The organism is Streptomyces sp. NPDC006458 (assembly GCF_040612135.1).
Classification (GTDB): Bacteria; Actinomycetota; Actinomycetes; order Streptomycetales; family Streptomycetaceae; genus Streptomyces.
The window spans coordinates 119,144-138,029 of record NZ_JBEXPR010000006.1; the positions used below are offsets into that span (position 1 = coordinate 119,144).

The following is an 18,886-nucleotide window of genomic DNA, read 5'->3' on the forward strand; positions in this document are numbered from 1 at the left end:
GGACTTCCGTCGGCCGCCCCGGCGCCGCACCGGGCGGCCCAAGGACCGGACCGCCCGGTGCGCGCTCTCACCGTGCCGTGCTCAGGGAGAGCGCGAACCGCCCCTCGGAGTCCGTCCACCAGTGGCTCAGGTCGAGTCCGGCGGCCGCGAGTTCGGTCCGCACGCCCTCCTTGCGGAACTTCGCCGACACCTCCGTGCGCAGCTCCTCGCCCGCCGCGAAGTGGACCACGAGGTCGAGCGCCGGGATCTTCACGGTCTGGTCGGCCCGCGAGCGCAGCCGCATCTCGATCCACTCCCGCTCGGCGTCCCACAGCGCCACGTGGTCGAACGCCGCCGGGTCGAAGTCGGCGCCCAGCTCCCGGTCGACGACGGTCAGCACGTTCTTGTTGAACGCCGCCGTCACCCCGGCCGCGTCGTCGTACGCCCGGACCAGCACCCCCTCGTCCTTGACCAGGTCCGTGCCGAGCAGCAGCGCGTCCCCGGGGGACAGCAACGCCCGTACGGAGGCCAGGAACGCGGCCCGCTCGGCGGGCAGCAGATTGCCGATGGTGCCGCCGAGGAAGGCCAGCAGCCGCGGCCCCGGCGTGTCCGGCAGGCTCATCCCCGCCGTGAAGTCGGCGATGAGCCCGTGCACGGCAAGCCCCGGGAACTCCTTAACGAGCCCCTCCCCGGCCTGCGCGAGGGCGCTCTCGCTGACGTCGACGGGGACGTAACTCTCCAGCGAGGTCAGCGCGGCCAGCAGATGCCGGGTCTTGTCGGACGACCCCGAGCCGAGCTCGATCAGCGTCCGGGCGGGCAGCGCGGCGGCGATCTCGCCGGACCGGCCGAGCAGGATCTCCCGCTCGGCGCGCGTCGGGTAGTACTCGGGCAGCTCGGTGATCTGCTCGAACAGGTCACTGCCGTGGGCGTCGTAGAACCACTTGGGCGGCAGCGTCTTGGGCTGCGCGGTCAGACCGTGCAGGACGTCGGCGCGCAGCGCGGCGTCCATGGCGTCCTCGGCCAGCAGGCGGGTGAGAAGGAACGGGCTCACGTACGGGGCTCCTTCGGAGTCGCGGGGGCCGAGGCGTCGCTCGGTTCCTTGAGCGCGGAGAGCTGCACGTCCGTGGCGGTCGCCACGAGCAGCGTGCGGTCGGGTACCTCCTGCCAGAGCGGATCGTCGTCGTACGGCTCGGAGGCCACGGCCGTGCCCCGGCCGGGCTCCGCGCGGTACCACAGGCTGTCGCCCCAGGCCGTCGCGGCGATCGCGGTGCCGTCGGTCAGGAGCAGGTTCAGCCGTGAGTCCGGGGCGGCCGCGGCCACCTCGGGCACGGTGTCGCCCAGCGCCCGGCCGAGGTCGTCGCCGGCCCGGAGCCGGGCCAGGACGAGCGCCCAGACGACCGCGGAGTCGCTGCGCGCCGCGAGCCGCAGCAGATCGACCGGGGGCAGGCCCGTGGCGAGCCGGGCCAGCGAGTCCGGCCAGCCCGCGACCGCGCCGTTGTGGCTGAACAGCCAGCGGTCTTCGGCGAACGGCGCCGCCGCCGCCTCCCCGTCCGCGCTCGGCACGGTCGCGTCCCGGACCGCGGCCATCAGCGCGGTCGTCCGCACCACCCGGGCGAGGTCGGTGATGCCGGTGTCGGCCCAGATCGGCCCGAAGCGCCGGTAGCGGGCCGGCACCGGATCGCCCTCGGCGTACCAGCCGACCCCGAAGCCGTCGGCGTTCACGGTGCCGTGCCGCTGCCGTCCGGGCGCCCAGGACTGCCGGTACAGCGAGTGCGGTGGCTCGAACAGCAGTCGGCCGATCGGCAACTCGGCGCCCAGATAGGCCAGATGACGGCACATCAGATGTCCTCCGAGCGGGCCGTGCGGAACCCGGAGAAGATCTGGCGCCGGATCGGATGGTCCCAGTTGCGGAAGGTGCCCCGGCAGGCGACCGGGTCCACGGCGAACGAACCGCCGCGCAGCACCTTGTACTCGGGGCCGAAGAACACCTCGGAGTACTCCTTGTACGGGAACGCGGCGAACCCCGGGTACGGCAGGAAGTCGCTCGCCGTCCACTCCCACACGTCGCCGATCAACTGCCGTACGCCGAGCGGCGACTCACCCGCCGGATAGCTGCCGGCCGGGGCCGGGCGCAGATGGCGCTGGCCGAGGTTGGCGTGCTCGGGCCCCGGGTCGGCGTCGCCCCACGGGTAGCGCCGGGAGCGCCCGGTGGCCGGGTCGAGGCGGGCGGCCTTCTCCCACTCGGTCTCGGTGGGCAGCCGCCGACCGGCCCAGCGGGCGTAGGCGTCGGCCTCGTACCAGCACACGTGCACCACCGGCTCCTCGGGCGGCACCACCTCGGTGACCCCGAACCGGCGGCGCAGCCACTGCCCGCCCTCGCGGCGCCAGAACAGCGGCGCGTGCAGGGAGCCTCGGCGCACATGCGCCCAGCCCTCCGCCGTCCACCAGCGCTCGGAGTCGTAGCCGCCGTCCTCGATGAACTGGAGATAGGCGCCGTTGGTGACCGGCGTGGTGTCGATCCAGAAGGGTGCCGTCTCGCGCCGGTGCGCGGGGCGTTCGTTGTCCAGCGACCACGGCTCGGTCGAGGTGCCCATGGTGAACGGGCCGCCGGGCACGAGGACTTCGGCCGGTCCGGTGAACAGCGGCACCGGCTCCGGGTCCGGGGCGGTCAGGGCCTGCGGTCCCGTGCGGAGCTGATGGGTGATCAACATCGTCTCGTCGTGCTGCTGTTCGTGCTGCGCGATCATCCCGAAGACGAACCCCGCCTCGGTCAGCCGGGTGCCGTGCAGCGCGGCGCCCTCCAGCACGTCCAGGACCCGGCCGCGCACCTCGGCGGCGTACTTGCGGGCCTCGGCGGGCGGCAGCAGCGGCAGTCTGGGCCGTTCGGCCCGGGGATGCTCGAAGGCGTCGTACAGGCCGTCGATCTCGGGCCGCATCGCCTCCTGCCCGGCGACGGCCCGCAGCAGCCACTGCTCCTCCTGGTTGCCGATGTGCGCCAGGTCCCACACCAGCGGCGACATCAGCGGCGAGTGCTGGGCGGTCAGGTCGGGGTCCTCCACACAGCTGGTCAGCAGCGTGGTGCGGGCGCGGGCCGTGGTGAGCGAGACCAGCGCCCGATCGCGCAGGGCATCGGCGTCGTGGGCGGGCTCGGTGGTCATGCGGAGATGTCCTTCCCGTGCGGCACGGACCTGCCCCCGGCGACCGGGGGGAAGTCCGTGTCATGGACGCGGTCGAGCAGATCGTCGGCGGGGCAGCGCCCCCTGGCCACATAGCGGTCGGTGTACGCCGCGACGGCGTCGGTGATCTCCCGTCCCGCCCCGAGCCGGGGCAGCGCGTCGAGCGCGGCGGCGAAGCAGACCTCGGCCACCTCGCGCAGCTCCGGGTCGGCGAGCCCGTCGCGGGCCGCGTCGCGCCAGAGCGGATTGTGCGGGGCGGGCTGCGACCGCGACCGCTCGGCCAGCGGCTTCACCGCCCGGTAGGCGGTCTCCGCGGCCTCCGGATCGTCGAACAGGGCCGTCGTCACCGCGAGCGGCACGATCCAGCCGTCCTCGCCCGGCTGGGCGTCGATCATGCGCAGTTCCAGATGCCCCCGCGGCCGGACCGGCGGGAACAGCGTCGTGATGTGGTAGTCGAGATCCTCGCGGGTGGGCGGCCGCGGCACGCCCGAGCGAGTCCACTCCCGGAAGCTGAGGCCCTCGGGCACCTGCCAGGCCCCGTCGTCCCCGCGGACGCACATCACCGGCGCGTCGAGCACATGGCGGGCCCATGCCGCGCGCGGATCGCCGTCGAGCACGGGCGCGCCCGCCCGGCCGGGGCCGATCCGGGTCCAGGTCAGCTGCCGGGTGGAGCGCCAGCCGGTGACCTTCCGGCCGGCCAGCGGCGAGTGGGCGAACGCGGCCACCAGCACCGCGCCCAACTGGTGCGCGAGCCACCAGCGCCGCCCGAGCCCTAGCGGACCGGGCTCCTCGTAACCGGCGTCGAGGCACACCTGGACGGACGCCGAGGTGCACATCATGGCCCGGCCCGCGGGGCCGGTGCGGTCCAGGCAGGTCTCCATCGCGTCGTAGCGCGGGGAGTGCAGATAGCGGCGCGGCGGACGCCAGGGGTCCTGGCCGACACCGAGGAGCGCGAGTCCGTCCTCACGCAGAGTCGCCCGTACGGCGGCGAGGTCCGCGGAGACGAGGGCCACCGCGTCCGTCAGGGACGGGGCGGGCGGCGAGCTCAGCTCCAGCTGGCCGCCGGGTTCGACGGTGAGCGCCGAGTTCAGCGGGACGGCGCGCAGTGCGGCGTACGCCGCGGAGAGTCGTTCTGATGCCACCGGGTGCTGCGGCCGGAGCGGCTCGTGGACCAGCCACTCGACCTCCACGCCGACCGTGCGGGGTGGACCGGTCTTGAAGCAGATGCCGCGGACGAGCGCCTCGACCTCTGCCTCCGTGATCGCCGTACGGTCCCCCGTACAGTCGCCTACCGAATCGGACACGCCAGAATCCTCCTGAGATTCCCGTATGCCGCCGACCCGGTTCCCTGAGGCTCCCGGCCGGCATCACCCGTCCCACCCAAGACCCCCATGACGATTTGCACAAGGGCGCCCATCGCGACTTACAGGACGCTGAACCTCCGATTCCGGGGTCTCGCGGTGATCCTTCCGAGGTGATTCGGGGGTCGGGGCCCGAGGTGCCTCCGTCCGTTTCCGGTCCGTTCTCCCCGCGCTCGCGCAATGTTGCCCGGGGCGAGCGGGCGCGGCACGGAAAATCCTTTGCCCGCCCTGTCCAGCATCGCGCAGGATCTCTCCATGAGCACGACGGGGGAGGGCGCGCGACGCGCGTCCACGGCGGTCACGGGGGTGGCGCCGTGAGCGCGCGCCTGCGTGGAATCGCCCGGCAGACCGAGGACATCGTCGCGGCCGGGGCCTACCGCTCCCGCACCGGACAGCAGGTCGAGCTGGCCGCGGCGATCGCCGCAGCCAGGGCGGGCACCCGGATGCGCGGACCCGCTCCGGTGCCCGTGCCGCCGGCCGACCCGGTACCCACGAAGACCGAGGTCACCGGCGAAAGCAGCCTTGAGGCGGCCCGCCGCGTCGGCGGCCGCGTGGCCGTGCTGAACTTCGCCTCCGCCCGCAACCCGGGAGGCGGCTTCCTCAACGGTGCCCAGGCCCAGGAGGAGGCCCTGTGCCGCGCCTCGGCGCTGTACACCTGTCTGCGCGAGGCCCCGGAGTTCTACGACCACCACCGCGCCCACCGCGACGTGTTCTACACGGACCGTGTCATCCACTCACCCGCCGTGCCCGTCTTCCGCGACGACAGCGGGGACCTGCTGGACGAGCCCTTCCTCGCGGGCTTCCTCACGGCCGCCGCGCCGAACGCGGGCGTGGTCCTGCGGACGTCCCCGGAGCGTGCCGCCGAGCTCCCGCGCGCCCTGCGCACCCGGGCCGAACGCGTCCTGGAGGTGGCCGCCGCGCAGGGATACCGCCGCCTGGTGCTCGGCGCCTGGGGCTGCGGGGTCTTCCAGAACGATCCCGCGCAGGTGGCGGGCGCGTTCCACACGCTGCTGCGGGCCGGTGGCCGGTTCGAGGGGCGTTTCGAGCACGTGGTGTTCGGGGTGCTGGACCGTACGCGCGGAGCGCTGGTCAGGAGCGCTTTCGAACGCGTGTTCGCGTAAGGGCGCGGCTTGGGGCCGCCCGTCCCGGCTTCGGCGGTGCACCTGCCGCGCCGAGGTCCTCAGGTCCAGCCGTAGCGCTCCCGCAGCCGATGACGCACCAGGTCGAACCGCATCCGGTCCAGGGCACAGGCCTCGCGCCGCATGCCCCGCTCGTGCAGCCGCAGCACCCGGTCGACGTCCACCCAGGACTCGCGCCCGGAGCGGTCCCAGGGGCCGCTGCCGATCGGGACCCAGTCGCGCCGGCCGTCGTGCCGCTTGCTGGACAGCCGCACGGCGAGCAGCGTGCCCGCCGCCTCGCGGGCGACGACCAGCACGGGCCGGTCCTTGCCCCGCCCGTCGTTCTCCTCGTACGGCACCCAGGTCCAGACGATCTCCCCGGGGTCGGGGTCGCCGTCGTGCACGGGCGCGTACTCCGTGCGCACCCGGCCCACCGCGCGCGGCTCGGCGTCGGTGGTCGCGTGGGGGCCGTGGCGGCCTGGGGTGTTCTCTTCGGTGGACGCGGTCACGGGGGCACCCTACGGGCTGCGGGGAACCCGGTCGCGGGCGCACCCCCGAGTCGTCGGCAGCGACCGCCCGTGGCCAGGTGGCGGGCGACGGCCCCACAGCCCGGCAGAAGGCAACTCCGCGACGGACGCGCCTCGTACCCGACACGCGCCTCGTACCCGACGCGCCTCGTGCCCGACGCGCCTCGTGCCCGACGCGCCTCGTACTCGACGCGCCCACGAGCGCCGACGCGCCCACGAGCGCGGACGCGGCCCGTGGCCGACGCGGCCCGTGCCCGACGTGCCCACGAGCGCGGACGGGGCCCGTGCCCGACGGGGCCCGTGCCCGACGCGGCCACGGGCGGGGACGCGGCCACGGGTGCGCCCTCGAACGCTCCCGTGACCGCGCGGGCCGACCAAGGATCAGGCTCCGTCGGCCCCGACCTTCTTCACGGCCGGTGCCGCGGTCCCGTTCAACGGTGAAGTCCCTTTGTCCGCAGGCGAGTTCTGCGTGTTCATGGACGCGAGCAGTTGCCGGGCCAGACCCAGCCCGGTGCCTCCCATGGTGAGTGCCTTGGCGAACAGGTCGGCCATTCCGTCGGCGCCGTTGAGCAGCACCATGTTGTCGACACTGCCGAAGGCGGACGCGCCTGCCCGGACGATCTCCGGCCACTGCTCGGCGAGTTGCTGGGCGACCACGGCCTCCTGGTTCTCGGCGAGCGCCGCGGCCCGTGCCTTGATGCCCTCCGCCTCGGCGAGTCCCTTGGCCCGCAGCGCCTCGGCCTGCGCCAGGCCCTTCGCCTGGGTGGCGGCGGCCTCGGCCTCACCGGTGGTCCGGGTCTCGCGCGCCTTGGCCTCGGCCACCGAGATCCGCGCGTCGCGGTCTGCCTCGGCGAGCGTGCGCTGCTCGTAGGCCCTGGCGTCGGCGGGCTTGCGCACATCGGCCTGGAGCTGCTGTTCGCGCCGGCGGGCCTCCAGTTCGGCGACCCGGGTCTCCTGGACGACGACCTCCTGCCGGGCCCCGGCCTCCGCGAGCGGCCCCGCCTGCCGGGCCGTCGCGGCGGCCTTGTCCTGCTCGGCCTGATAGCCGGCCTTGAGGATCTCGCTGTCCCGGGTGGCCTCCGCCATCCGCGCGAAGGCCTGTTGCTCGGCCTCGGTGGCCAGCCGGTCGGCCTCCGCCTGCGCGATCCGCGCGTCCCGCCGCACGGCCGCGGTGTGCGGGGCGGACAGGTTCTTGATGTAGCCGGTCGGGTCCTCGATCTCGTGGATCTGCAGCGAGTCGACGATCAGCCCCAGCTTCTCCATCTCCGTGCCACAGGCGGCCCGCGCCTGCCCGGTGAGCTTCTCGCGGTCGCGGATCATGTCCTCGACCGTCAACCCGCCCACGATGGCCCGCAGATGACCGGCGAACACCGTGTGCACCCGCTCCGCCATGAGCTTCTGCTGGTCCAGAAAGCGGCGGGCGGCGTTGGCGATCGACACGAAGTCGTCGCCGACCTTGAAGATGACCACGCCCCGCACCTTCAGCGGGATGCCCTGGTGGGTGACGCAGTCCACGTGCAGCTCGGTCTGGTTCAGGTCGAGCGAGAGCTTGCGCACGGCCTGCACACCGGGCAGCACGAGTGTGCCCCGGCCGGTGACGATGCGGAATCCCATGCCGTCCTCCAGGCCCTCCACCTTGTGCTTGGAGCCGGAGATGATCAGGGCCTCGTTGGGTTCCGCGACGCGCCACATCAGCTTGAACAGACCGATCAGAACGAGCAGGGCGGCAACGGCCGTCCCCGCGATGACGCCGACGAACATCGGCATACACCCCCTGTTCCGGGTGCCGTGAGGGCACCGAACGTACCGGGAGTGTGAGGCAGACCAGAGCCGGGTGTACAGACACCGCAGAGCCCCTGTTGCCCGCTTGGTACACAGGGCGTGATCCCCGGGGCCCGGGGGCCGCCGGTCCTCAACTGCCGTACACGGCCGAGACGTAGACCGTGCGGGGCGGCAGGTACTCCACGACCGTCACCACCGTGCCGCGCTCGATGCGTTCGGTCCCGGAGGCCGGGTAGGCGAGGAAGTGCTCGGCGCCGCCGCGTACGCGGACGATCACCTCGCCGACGAGGCCGGGCCCGATCGTGCCGGTGACCCGCCCCAGGAGCCCGACCATCGTGGTGTCGTCCATGGTCACAGAGTACGGGTCCGAACCGCTCACGCGGCCGGTGAATCCACGGTCGGCTGCTGCGGCGGCCACCGCTCGTGCCAGCGCAGCTCCGCCTCCAACTGCGCGGCCAGGGACACCAGCAGGGGTTCGCTCGCCGCGGGCCCGAGCAGTTGGGCGCCGACCGGCAGTCCCGCGGCGGTGAACCCGGCCGGGACGTTCACGCCGGGCCAGCCGAGCACGTTCCACGGCCAGGCGTACGGACAGGCGGCGATCATCGCCCGGTCGGTGGCGAACCCGCCGAGGTTCGCCAGCGCGCCGATCCGGGGCGGGGGAGCGGCCGTCGTGGGCGCGAGGATCGCGTCGTACGACGTGAAGAAGCCGCCGATCCGGCGATGCAGCGCGGCCTCCGCCCGGCGGGCGGCGCGCAGCGGGGCCCCGGACAGCAGCCGGCCCAGCCGGGCCGCCTCGCGCGTGCGCGGGTCCAGCAGCGCGGGGAAGGGCACCTCGCCCGCCCGCTCGGCCACACCGGCGGTGGCACGCGGCACGAAGGTCAGTCCGATCTGCCCGTAGGGCGGGTCGGCCTCCTCGACGGTGTGCCCCGACGCGGCCAGTCTCTCCGCGAGTTCGACGACGCGGGCGCGGATCTCCGGGTGCAGCCGCGCGGGCAGGGCGGTGAACGGCGGCTTCAGCGACAGGGCGATGCGCAGCCGGCCGGGGTCGCGGCCGGCCGCCGCCGAGATGTCGAGGGGCGCGGGCCGGTGCGGGTCGAGGGCGTGGTTGCCGCTGGCGGCGTCCAGCAGCAGGGCGGCGTCGGCGACCGTGCGGGCGAGTGTGCCGTTGACGGTGATGCCGTGGAAGGACTCGCCGCGCGGCCAGGTCGAGATCCGTCCGCGCTGCGGCTTGATGCCCACCAGGCCCGTCCAGGAGGCGGGGATGCGCACCGAGCCCGCGCCGTCCGAGCCGAGCGCGGCGGGCACCAGTCCCGCGGCGACCGCGGCCGCCGACCCGCCCGACGAACCGCCGGGCGTGTGACCGTGGTTCCACGGGTTGCGGGTCGCGCCGAAGGCGGGCCCCTCGGTGAACGGCCACTGCCCCAGTTCGCAGGTGTTCGTCTTGCCGACGACCACGGCTCCGGCCGCCCGCAGCCGCCGGACCGCCTCCCCGTCCTCGGCGACGGCCGGGAACTCACCGGAGCAGCCGAACGCGGTCGGCTCCCCGGCCACGTCCATGTCGTCCTTCACCGCCACCGGCACCCCGAGCAACGGCCCCCGCGCACCGTCCGCCAGCGCCCTGTCCGCCGCGTCGGCCTCGGCGAGCGCCGCCTCGGCGCGCACGATCCGGAAGGCGTTGAGCGACCCTTGCGTCGCCTCGATGCGCGCCAGGGTCCGCTCGACGAGCACCCGTGCGGTCACCTCCCCGGCGGCCAGCGCGCGGGCGGTCTCCGCCAGTCCGGCGGAACGGTCGAGCGTCATACGGGACACCTCCGGGAACACCGTTGTCCTACCGAACGGTAACGTCAGAAGCGGGTCCTTGGAACGCCCTCGGCCGAGATCCTGGGACGGCACCCCGGGCGGGCGCGTGTGACGTATGGCGTGCCCGAGAGGGCCGGTCGGACCGTGTCCGGATGCGACCGCCGACGCGTGGCGCCGAGGTGTGCGCGCCCGCACGGCCGAACACGGCCTTGCCACGGGCGAATCGCCGGCCCGATCGGCCGGCAGGCGGCGCCCGTATCGCCAGGGGCCCCCGGCACGACATCTCCGACAAGGACCCGCCCGGCCCGTATCCTCCAGCGCCCGGCCCGCATCCCCCAGCGCCCGCATCCCCCAGCGCCTGGCCCGCATCCCCAGCGCCTGGAGCGCCTCCACCGCACCGCCCGGCCCGCGGGCCCGGCGGTGAAACCGAGCCGCTCCTGCGACCTCATGGTCGGTCCGGCCGTCCTGACGGCCGTCCTGACGGACACCGGCTCGCCGGACCCGGCGGAGGGCCCGCCCTGAGCCGTCCTGAGCCGTCGCCGAGCGTTATGGACCACTGGACACCGCACCCTTTGGCCCTGTCAGCCGTACCAACACCTCGGCACAGTGAGAGGGACCCGAAAGCCGTAGCGGAGGTCCCCCTTGAGTGTCGCGTTTCTGCTGACCACCCTGATCGTGGTGGTCACCCCCGGCACCGGCGTGGTGTACACGCTGGCCGCCGGGCTGTCCCACGGCCGCAGGGCGAGTGTGATCGCCGCCCTGGCCTGCACCCTCGGCATCGTGCCCCACCTGCTGGCGACGGTCACCGGCCTCGCGGCGCTGCTGCACACCAGTGCCGTCGCCTACGAGACGGTGAAGTACCTCGGCGTCGGCTACCTGCTGTACATGGCCTGGACGACGCTGCGCGACCGGGACGCCCTGACCGTCGCACAGGACTGCGAGCCGCGCTCCGCCGCCCGCACGATCGTCTCCGGTGTGCTGCTCAACCTGCTCAACCCCAAGCTCACGATGTTCTTCGTGGCGTTCCTGCCGCAGTTCGTCCCGGCGGGCCCCGAGGGCTCCACCGCCGCGATGCTGCGTCTCGGCGGCGTGTTCATGGCGCTGACCTTCGTGGTCTTCGCCGCGTACGGCCTGTGCGCCGCCGCCGTACGCGACCGCGTCCTGGCCCGGCCCGCCGTACTGACCGGCCTGCGCAGGGTGTTCGCGCTCTGCTTCGTGGGCCTCGGCGCCCGGCTGGCGGTGGCGTGACCATGCGCTTCCGCCATGCCGCCGCCCTGTGGGACCAGTTCCCCGAACTCACCGCCGGAGTGCTCCACGCCACCGGCGTCGACGCCCACGCCGACACCGGCCCGGCCGTCGAGGGGTACATCACCCGGGCGCGGGCCCGGCTCGCCGAGGCCACAGAGGGCGAGTTCCCCGAAGTGCTGGCCTGGCGGCGGGTGTTCGCCCGCACGGGCCTGAGGCCCACGCAGTACCGGTGCGCCTCGGAGTCCCTGCTGCGACGGCTCCGCAAGGAGGGCGGCCTCCCGCGCATCCACCCCGTGGTGGACCTGTGCAACGCCCTCTCGGTCGCCTACGCCGTCCCCGTCGCGGCCCTCGACGCGGACCGGATCAGCGGCACGCTGCTGGAGGTGCGCCACGCCCGAGGGGACGAGATCCACACGCCGTTCGGCGGCGGCACCGAGCACCCCGCTCCCGGCGAGGTGACCTTCGTCGACTCGGCCGGACGCGCCCACGCCCGCCGCTGGACCCACCGGCAGAGCGGCCACTCCGCGGTCGGCCCGCACACCCGGCGGATCCTCGTGGTCACCGAAGCCGTGCACGAGGGAGGTGCCGAGACCGTGCCCGACCTGCTCAAGACGCTCTCCGCGCAACTCGCCGCGCACTGGCCCACCGACCCGGCGGCCGCCGTACTCACCGCCGCCCGGCCGGAGTTCACGCTGCCCGGCCGGGGGCGAAACCCGTGACACCATCGGCGGCGTGAACGACGAGGCGGCGACGGACGCCGAACCCCCGGGCCGCGGCTCCGACTTCCTCCAGCTGGACGCCGCCGCCGTACCGGCCGCGGGCAAGGCGGACTGGCTGGCCGGGCGGCTGCGGCAGGCGATCGCCGACGGACGGCTGACGGTCGGCAGCAGACTGCCCTCCACCCGTCTGCTCGCCACCGAACTGGGGCTGTCGCGCGGGGTGATCACCGAGGCGTACCGCAGGCTCGCCGAGGACGGCCATGTGGAGGGCCGCCGGCGCGGCGGCACGGTCGTCGTCGCCGTGCCCCGCCCGGCGCCCCGGGCCCCCGCCCACCGGCCGCACCGGGCACCGCGCAGCCTGTTCACCGAACCCGCGTCCGACGTCTTCGACGCGCTGCGCGCCGCACCCGCCCGCGTCGACTTCACCCCGGGCCGCCCCGACCTCGCCGTCTTCCCCCGCACGGCCTGGCTGCGCGCCGAACGCGCCGTGCTCGCCGAGCTGTCCGCCGACACCCTCGGCTACGGCGACCCGCGCGGTGCCCTGCCCCTGCGCCGGGCCGTCGCCGACTGGCTGGCCCGCGGCCGGGGCATCCGGGTGACACCGGACGAACTGATCGTCGTGTCCGGCACCGCCCAGGCCCTCACCCTGGTCCACCCCGTGCTGCACTCGGACGGCATCGACGCCGTCGCCGTGGAGGACCCCGGTTCGCTCGGCGCCCGCCAGCACCTGCACCACGGCCGTCTGGCCACTCCGCCGGTGCCGGTCGACGCCGACGGCGTACGTGTCGACGCGCTGCGGGCCACCGGGGCGGGGGCGGTGCTGCTCACACCCGCCCACCAGTTCCCCATGGGTGTGGTGACCAGCGGGGAGCGACGGCGGGCCCTGCAACGCTGGGCACAGGAGGGCGGTCTGATCCTGGAGGACGACTACGACGCCGAGCACCGCTACGACCGGCCCCCGGTGCCCGCCCTGCGCGCGCTCCTCGCCGACCGGGTCTGCTACCTCGGCAGCGTGTCCAAGCTGCTCGCGCCCGCCCTGCGGATCGGCTGGATGGTGCCGCCGCCCCGGCACCGGGAGGCACTGACCGACGCCAAGCGCTTCACCGACCTCGGCAATCCCGTACTCCCGCAGCTCGTGCTGGCCCGGCTGATGGAGTCCGGGGACCTGGAGCGGCACCTGCGGATGCTGCGCGCCCGGCACCGGCGCCGCCGTGACGCGATGATCGCCGCCGTCGCCGCACATCTGCCGGACGCGGTGGTGCACGGCGCCGCCGCGGGCCTGCACCTCACCGTCACCTACCGGGCGGACGTACCGGACACCGACCTGGCCGCCGCCGCGCTGGCCCGGGGCGTGAAGTGCCAGCCCCTGTCCTGGCACCGCCAACTCCCCGGCCGCCCGGGCCTGGTCCTCGGCTACTCGGCCACGCCACCGGGCGTCATCGCCGACGGAGTGGCCGTACTGGGCCGTGCCTTGCGCGAACTCTCGGCCTGAGCGGCCGTATCCCCCAAGGGGTGCGACACCCGGCGACCGGGTCGCGCGCGATCCCCGGCCCGGGGCTAGCCTGAAGCACAGGGACAAGGCGCAGGCGCGCCGGTATCGGCGCGCCCTGGTGCCACGACGCCTTCTCCCCGTCGCCGGCACAGCGTCTGTCCCACGGGAGGTAGCGGCCATGGCCGACTGGCGCGGACGCGCGGTAAGAGCGGGCAAGCGGCCCTTCACCCGGCCGGCCGCCGCGCCCGTCGGCGACGAGTCGGAGGCGCCCGAGCACACCATGGACCCGCGCGCCGACGACGAGGAACAGGAGCAGGCGTCGGTGTCCCTGGCGCACAGCGTCGTCGACGCCGCCCTCTACCGCAACGGACACCGCATCCCATCGCCCTCCTCGCTCGCGGAAATCTACGCCAAGCTGCCCGGCGAACCCGGCACCATGGCCTGGATCGGCCTCTTCAGGCCCGCCGCGAGCCAGCTGCTGTCCGCCGCCGAACAGTTCGACCTGCACGAGCTGGCCGTCGAGGACGCCATCGTCGCCCACCAGCGGCCCAAGCTGGAGCGCTACGGCGACACCCTGTTCGTCGTACTGCGTGCCGCGCGCTACCTCGACGAGGCCGAGGAGGTCGACTTCGGCGAGATACACCTCTTCATCGGCCCCGACTTCGTGCTCACCGTCCGCCATTCGCAGGCCCCCGACCTCGGCGCGGTGCGCGCCCGCCTGGAGAAGGACCCCCAGCTGCTCGCCCTCGGGCCCGAGGCGGTGCTCTACGCCGTGCTGGACGCGGTGGTCGACGGCTACGCGCCCGTCATCGGCGGTCTGCAGAACGACATCGACGAGATCGAGACCGAGGTCTTCGGCGGCGACCCGAAGGTGTCCCGGCGCATCTACGAACTCTCCCGCGAGGTGATCGAGTTCCAGCGGGCCGCTCGCCCGCTGCTCGGCATCATGCGGGACCTGGAGGCCGGTTTCGAGAAGTACGGCACCGACGAGGAGCTTCAGCGCTATCTGCGGGACGTCGCCGACCACGCGACCACGGCCGCCGAGCGCGTCGACGGCTTCCGGCAGATGCTGGTGAACATCCTCGCCGTCAACGCCACCCTGGTCTCCCAGGGACAGAACGAGGAGATGAAGCTGCTGGCCGAGGCGAGCCACGCGCAGAACAACGAGGTCAAGAAGATCTCCGCCTGGGCCGCCATCCTCTTCGCCCCGACCCTGATCGGCACGGTCTACGGCATGAACTTCGACCACATGCCGGAGCTGCACTGGATCCTCGGCTACCCCTTCGCCATCGCCCTGATGGCCCTGGTCTGTCTCGGCCTGTATCTCGTGTTCAAACGCCGCGACTGGCTGTGAGCGCCTGCCGCGGCCGCGCCGCCGGGAACGGCGTCCGCCTGCTCCGGGTCGGCAGCCGGTGCGGGAAGTCGTCCATGACGAGCGCGGTCTCAGCCTGGCGGTCGACGAGTTCGGCGATCTGCGGCGGGACACGCGCACGAGCGTCGCCCCTGGCCCGGGCGCGCGGGAAGTCCCCGTGCGGGGTCCCATCGCGCAGCCGGTCGAGCAGATGGTGACGCAGCAGGCGGGCGGGCGCGTAGGCGCGGTCGTAACCGAGGTGGCCGGTGAGGAAGGCGGCCTCCTCGGGGCTCAGCTCGAAGTCCCGGCTCAGCGTCAGGCCGAGGTCGGCGAAGTAGATCCGCTGCCTGTCGGTGAGCAGGTTGTCGAAGTGCGCGTCGAAGTGGACCAGGCCCCGGGCGCTCAGGAACGCCGTGCCCCGCGCCAGGTACCCTCCACCCACTCGTAGACCCGCGCGTCCGCCGTCGCGGCCGTCCCCCGCGCCGGCGTCGGCCAGGCGCCGAAGGGTGTGGGGCACTCCCGAAGGGCCGCACCCCCGACGAGAGTGCGGCCCTTCGGCGTGTGCGGACCCTTGACGAACACCCGGGCCCCGGCCACCTCCAGCCGCGCCGACCGGCCGCCGATCCCCGACCAGACCCGAGCCGAGCCGAGCGGCTCGGCCGCGGCCACCGCGTCGGCGAGGTGCCGGTCACCGAGCAGCGACAGCCGCGCCGCCACCGCCATGTGCTCGGCCGGCCGCTCCCGGTACGCCCCCGTCGCCACACGCCCTCCCGGCTCCGCCCACCTCGACCGCGGCCGATCATGTCAGCGCCGGGCGGAGGGCCGCCCGAAGTTTGCGCGCGGGTCACCCGCACATACGGAAGGGGGCCGCGGTCCGAGGACCGCGGCCCCCTTCCGGGGCTGTGGCGCCGCTCAGGCCGCAGCCACCTCGCCCGCGTGGCCGTACACGCGCGCGAGAACCTCGGTGAGCTGCTCGACGACCTCGGCGTCCTCGGACGGGTGGGTCTCGGCGAAACGGGTCACGGAGCCGGGGATGGACAGCTTGACGTCCTCCAGGACCTTGGCGCCGGCGATGCCCACGGCCTTGCGGGCCTCGTCCTGCGCCCACACGCCGCCGAACTGGCCGAAGGCGGTGCCGACCACGGCGACCGGCTTGCCGGAGAGCGCGCCGGCGCCGTACGGGCGGGACAGCCAGTCGATGGCGTTCTTGAGGACGGCCGGGATGGTGCCGTTGTACTCGGGGGAGAACAGCAGGAGGGCGTCGGCGGTGCCGGCGGCCTCGCGCAGCGCCACGGCGGCGGCCGGGACGGAGCCCTCGACGTCGATGTCCTCGTTGTAGAAGGGGATCTCGGCCAGGCCCTCGAAGAGCTCGACCTGCGCGCCCTCGGGAGCGTGCTTCACGGCCGCCTCGGCGAGCTGGCGGTTGTGCGAACCGGCGCGAAGGCTGCCGACGAGCGCGAGGATGCGGACAGACATGACTACTCCCGATGGCTGAAAGCTATGCCGCTTTTATGGGGTCCGACCTGGATCGAGAAGATCCGGACGGGGTCCGTTGAAAGTTGTACCACTAGAACCGGACCGCGGTCCAGTTGCCCGTCCGAGGGATCCGGACTGCGGTCCACTTCTGTCTACCAGCTAACCGGACCGTGGTCCAGTTTCATTCCCGATGGTTTACGCTGTCTTCATGTCCGCCGACCTCCCCCTCCTTCCGTCGCCTCCGCCGCAGCTGGACACGGGTGTCGAACTGATCCAGCTCGGAGCGCCCGAGGACGAGCCCTGCCTGCGCGCCGACGCCGCGCGCAACCGCGCCAGGCTGCTGGACGCGGCCGCCCGGCTCATCGCCGAGCACGGCGCGGCAGGCGTCACCATGGAAGCAGTGGCGGCGGCGGCCGAGGTGGGCAAGGGGACGGTTTTCCGCCGGTTCGGCGACCGTACGGGTCTGCTCACGGCGCTGCTCGACCACTCCGAACGCCAGTTCCAGGCCGCCTTCATCGGCGGCCCGCCCCCGCTCGGCCCCGGCGCCCCGCCGGTGGAGCGGCTGCACGCCTTCGGCAACGCCGTACTGCGGCGCACGGTGGAGCAGTTGGACCTCATGCTCGCGGCCGAGCCGAGCAGCGACCGCCGCTTCGCCGCGGCACCCGGCCGCGCGCTGCACGCCCATGTCGCGATGCTGCTGCGCCGGCAACTGCCCGAGGCGGACAGCGAACTCCTCGCCCACACCCTGATGGGCTATCTCAACCCCGTCCTGATCCACCACCTCACCAGGCAGTGCGGCATGCCCATGGAACGCCTGGAGACGGGCTGGACCGATCTCGTCGCACGGGTGACCGGTACCCAAGCGACTTGCTGAGGCCGTCCCCGAGCCTCAACCACCGTCTACGCGCGGCACGTTCGTAGAAACCGCAAGGACCAGGTCCCGCGCAAAGACCCGTCTCCCGGCTCTGCCAAGATGCCTGAGTCATGGTGCAGATACCGAAGCAGTCCACGCCCTCGTCGCCCGCACAGCCCGCCGTGCCCACGAGTGCCGACGTGGCCCGTCTGGCCGGAGTCTCGCGCGCGACCGTCTCCTACGTCCTGAACAACACCAGCGCCGTCCGCATCAGCGAACCCACCCGCCGAAGAGTGCACGAGGCCGCGAAGGAACTCGGCTACGTCCCGCACGCCGCGGCCCGCAGTCTGCGCGCAGGCCACAGCCGAACCGTCCTCATGCCCGCCCCGACCGTCCCCGTCGGCCCGCTCTACAGCCAGTTCCTCAACGACCTCCAGTGGGCCCTCGGCCGCCTGGACTACACCGTCGTGCAGTACGGCACGGTCGGCCTCGGCGGCGACGACGCCGCCCGCGCCTGGGCCGAACTGCGCCCCGTCGCCGTCCTCGTACCGGGCACGGGCCTCGGCCCCAAGGGCGTGGCCGTGCTCAAACGCTCCGGCGCCCGGGCCGTCGTCACCATCGGACCGGCCTCGGTCGACGGCGCGCACGCCTTACTCATGGATCACGAAGGGGTCGGCCGCGCGGCCACCACCCATCTGCTCGAACGCGGCCGCCGCCACATCGGCGTCGTCGTCCCCGCCGAACCCGGCCTCGACGAATTCTCCGCACACCGCCTCACCGGGGTCCGCCGCGCCCTGCACGGCACCACCGCCACCCTGCGCGAACTGCCCCTCGCCTACGAGGAGGACTCCGCCGCCCGGCTCGCTGCCCGCTGGCACCGCCTCGGCCTCGACGCGGTCTTCGCCTACAACGACGAATACGCGATGCTGCTCATGCGCGCCCTGCAGGACGAAGGCATCGCCATCCCGCACAACACGGCCGTCATCGGCGCCGACGACCTCATGCTCGGACGGCTGCTGCGCCCCCGCCTGAGCACCGTCCACATCGAACTGCCCTCCGGCCGCGACCTCGCCGAACTCGTCGACCGCGCCGTACGCAACCCCGGAGCCGCGCCGGAGACCCACCGCGTGCTGGGAGCCACGGTCGTGCACCGCGACTCCAGCTGATCCGGGGGCTGTCGTTCGGAACAGGCCGGCCACGAAACGGACAGCACCTCGCGGCCGACGACGCGGACATGGTCCGAACGACAGTCCCTGAGCCGCTTCGCGGGGCCCGCCGTCCGGAACCAGTACCTCAGATCACTCGCCCTGGGCCCCGGCCGCCTGCTGCGCGGCCACCGCCTTGCGCACCTCGTCCATGTCCAGCTTCCGCGCCTGACCGATCACATCCGTCAGCGCGGCCTCCGGCAGCGCGCCGGGCTGCGCGAAGACGGCCACCTGGTCCCGGACGATCATCAGCGTCGGGATCGACTGGATGCCGAAGGCCGCGGCCAGCTCCGGCTGAGCCTCGGTGTCGACCTTCCCGAACACCAGGTCGGGGTTGTCCTGCGCCGCCTTCTCGTAGACCGGCGCGAACATCCGGCAGGGGCCGCACCACGACGCCCAGAAGTCGATGAGAACGAAGTCGTTCTCCTTCACCATCTGGTCGAAGTTCTCCTTGGTGAGCTCTACGGTGCTCATGCTTTCCTGCCTCCGACCTGCATAGACGATGCCATCTCGGCTGGTTCCCGAGACGGCGCGGGAACACTGTGGCCCCGTGACGAGCGTAATCCCCCCAACGAACAAAGACGGCGTCGTTATCAGCCACCGGGTGAAGTGGCGCATGGACGGCGAGTGGCGGACAGAGCGCTTCATGCCGGAGGGCGGGGAAGCGGCGAAGATCTTCGAGGCCGCGGCCGAGGAGGCCGCCACGGGTGGCCGCCGGGGTGGGCGGTGGCCGTGGCCGGGTTCGCGATGGTGACGTGACCGATCCGCGGTTCCAGTCGACCACGCGGTGGCCGGGGTT

The 18,886-nt window shown here is 73.6% G+C and carries 20 protein-coding genes; 8 read left to right on the plus strand and 12 right to left on the minus strand.

Annotation, left to right across the window (positions count from 1 at the left end; genetic code table 11):
- Positions 1-67: 67 nt before the first annotated feature.
- The 4 genes from egtD to egtA are packed head-to-tail and all read right to left on the minus strand — an operon-like array spanning position 68 to position 4,459.
- Positions 68-1,030 (minus strand): L-histidine N(alpha)-methyltransferase, encoded by a 963-nt coding sequence (egtD, locus tag ABZZ79_RS10260; protein ID WP_356688467.1) that lies wholly within the window; start codon positions 1,028-1,030, stop codon positions 68-70.
- On the minus strand, positions 1,027-1,818 hold the full coding sequence (egtC, locus tag ABZZ79_RS10265) for an ergothioneine biosynthesis protein EgtC (RefSeq protein WP_356688468.1): 792 nt from the start codon (positions 1,816-1,818) through the stop codon (positions 1,027-1,029). Before egtC ends, egtD begins: the two co-directional genes overlap by 4 nt.
- Complete coding sequence (gene egtB / locus ABZZ79_RS10270; RefSeq protein WP_356688469.1) at positions 1,818-3,137, minus strand: ergothioneine biosynthesis protein EgtB; 1,320 nt, start codon at positions 3,135-3,137, stop codon at positions 1,818-1,820. Before egtB ends, egtC begins: the two co-directional genes overlap by 1 nt.
- Positions 3,134-4,459, minus strand: coding sequence for an ergothioneine biosynthesis glutamate--cysteine ligase EgtA (gene egtA, locus ABZZ79_RS10275; protein ID WP_356688470.1), 1,326 nt, complete (start codon positions 4,457-4,459; stop codon positions 3,134-3,136). The genes egtB and egtA overlap by 4 nt, the downstream gene beginning before the upstream one ends.
- 371 nt (positions 4,460-4,830) lie before the next feature.
- Between egtA and ABZZ79_RS10280 the strand changes: the two genes are divergently transcribed.
- Entirely contained in the window at positions 4,831-5,637 is an 807-nt protein-coding gene (locus tag ABZZ79_RS10280; RefSeq protein WP_356688472.1) for a TIGR02452 family protein, read from the plus strand.
- Positions 5,638-5,696: 59 nt separating this feature from the next.
- On the opposite strand, the gene ABZZ79_RS10285 is transcribed toward ABZZ79_RS10280, so the two are convergent.
- From ABZZ79_RS10285 to ABZZ79_RS10300, 4 genes are all read right to left on the minus strand, one after another.
- Positions 5,697-6,143 carry a type II toxin-antitoxin system PemK/MazF family toxin gene (locus ABZZ79_RS10285; RefSeq protein WP_356688473.1) on the minus strand — a complete coding sequence of 149 codons (447 nt, stop codon included), beginning with the start codon at positions 6,141-6,143 and terminating at the stop codon, positions 5,697-5,699.
- Positions 6,144-6,542: 399 nt separating this feature from the next.
- The gene (locus ABZZ79_RS10290; RefSeq protein ID WP_356688474.1) at positions 6,543-7,928 is read right to left on the minus strand and encodes an SPFH domain-containing protein; all 1,386 of its coding nucleotides are present in this window, start codon (positions 7,926-7,928) and stop codon (positions 6,543-6,545) included.
- Positions 7,929-8,073: 145 nt separating this feature from the next.
- Positions 8,074-8,298: a hypothetical protein gene (locus tag ABZZ79_RS10295; protein ID WP_356688475.1), complete on the minus strand. Its 225-nt coding sequence runs from the start codon at positions 8,296-8,298 to the stop codon at positions 8,074-8,076.
- A 20-nt stretch (positions 8,299-8,318) separates the two neighbouring features.
- The gene (locus tag ABZZ79_RS10300) at positions 8,319-9,743 is read right to left on the minus strand and encodes an amidase (protein WP_356688476.1); all 1,425 of its coding nucleotides are present in this window, start codon (positions 9,741-9,743) and stop codon (positions 8,319-8,321) included.
- Positions 9,744-10,385: 642 nt separating this feature from the next.
- Between ABZZ79_RS10300 and ABZZ79_RS10305 the strand changes: the two genes are divergently transcribed.
- The 4 genes from ABZZ79_RS10305 to ABZZ79_RS10320 all read left to right on the plus strand — a co-directional run bounded on the left by ABZZ79_RS10305 (position 10,386) and on the right by ABZZ79_RS10320 (position 14,556).
- Positions 10,386-10,991, plus strand: coding sequence for a LysE family translocator (locus ABZZ79_RS10305; RefSeq protein WP_356688477.1), 606 nt, complete (start codon positions 10,386-10,388; stop codon positions 10,989-10,991).
- 2 nt (positions 10,992-10,993) lie between these two features.
- On the plus strand, positions 10,994-11,710 hold the full coding sequence (locus ABZZ79_RS10310; RefSeq protein WP_356688650.1) for a phenylalanine--tRNA ligase beta subunit-related protein: 717 nt from the start codon (positions 10,994-10,996) through the stop codon (positions 11,708-11,710).
- Between the two features lie 13 nt (positions 11,711-11,723).
- Complete coding sequence (locus ABZZ79_RS10315; RefSeq protein WP_356688478.1) at positions 11,724-13,202, plus strand: PLP-dependent aminotransferase family protein; 1,479 nt, start codon at positions 11,724-11,726, stop codon at positions 13,200-13,202.
- A gap of 178 nt (positions 13,203-13,380) precedes the next feature.
- The gene (locus tag ABZZ79_RS10320) at positions 13,381-14,556 is read left to right on the plus strand and encodes a magnesium and cobalt transport protein CorA (RefSeq protein WP_356688479.1); all 1,176 of its coding nucleotides are present in this window, start codon (positions 13,381-13,383) and stop codon (positions 14,554-14,556) included.
- Here ABZZ79_RS10320 and ABZZ79_RS10325 read toward each other — a convergent pair.
- From ABZZ79_RS10325 to ABZZ79_RS10335, 3 genes are all read right to left on the minus strand, one after another.
- Positions 14,534-14,995, minus strand: a complete 462-nt coding sequence (locus ABZZ79_RS10325; RefSeq protein ID WP_356688480.1) for a hypothetical protein — start codon at positions 14,993-14,995, stop codon at positions 14,534-14,536. The genes ABZZ79_RS10320 and ABZZ79_RS10325 overlap by 23 nt on opposite strands.
- Positions 14,956-15,315, minus strand: coding sequence for a hypothetical protein (locus ABZZ79_RS10330; RefSeq protein WP_356688481.1), 360 nt, complete (start codon positions 15,313-15,315; stop codon positions 14,956-14,958). The genes ABZZ79_RS10325 and ABZZ79_RS10330 overlap by 40 nt, the downstream gene beginning before the upstream one ends.
- Positions 15,316-15,465: 150 nt before the next feature.
- Positions 15,466-16,029 carry an NAD(P)H-dependent oxidoreductase gene (locus tag ABZZ79_RS10335; protein ID WP_356688482.1) on the minus strand — a complete coding sequence of 188 codons (564 nt, stop codon included), beginning with the start codon at positions 16,027-16,029 and terminating at the stop codon, positions 15,466-15,468.
- A gap of 190 nt (positions 16,030-16,219) precedes the next feature.
- Between ABZZ79_RS10335 and ABZZ79_RS10340 the strand changes: the two genes are divergently transcribed.
- Together ABZZ79_RS10340 and ABZZ79_RS10345 are read left to right on the plus strand one after the other, a co-directional pair.
- Positions 16,220-16,903, plus strand: coding sequence for a helix-turn-helix domain-containing protein (locus ABZZ79_RS10340; RefSeq protein WP_356688483.1), 684 nt, complete (start codon positions 16,220-16,222; stop codon positions 16,901-16,903).
- A 110-nt stretch (positions 16,904-17,013) separates the two neighbouring features.
- Entirely contained in the window at positions 17,014-18,048 is a 1,035-nt protein-coding gene (locus ABZZ79_RS10345; RefSeq protein ID WP_356688484.1) for a LacI family DNA-binding transcriptional regulator, read from the plus strand.
- 132 nt (positions 18,049-18,180) lie between these two features.
- Here ABZZ79_RS10345 and trxA read toward each other — a convergent pair whose 3' ends face one another.
- Positions 18,181-18,561, minus strand: a complete 381-nt coding sequence (gene trxA / locus ABZZ79_RS10350; protein ID WP_356688485.1) for a thioredoxin — start codon at positions 18,559-18,561, stop codon at positions 18,181-18,183.
- Between the two features lie 130 nt (positions 18,562-18,691).
- Between trxA and ABZZ79_RS10355 the strand changes: the two genes are divergently transcribed.
- A complete protein-coding gene (locus tag ABZZ79_RS10355) occupies positions 18,692-18,841 on the plus strand; it encodes a hypothetical protein (RefSeq protein WP_356688486.1) in 150 nt (49 codons plus the stop codon).
- Positions 18,842-18,886 lie beyond the last annotated feature (45 nt).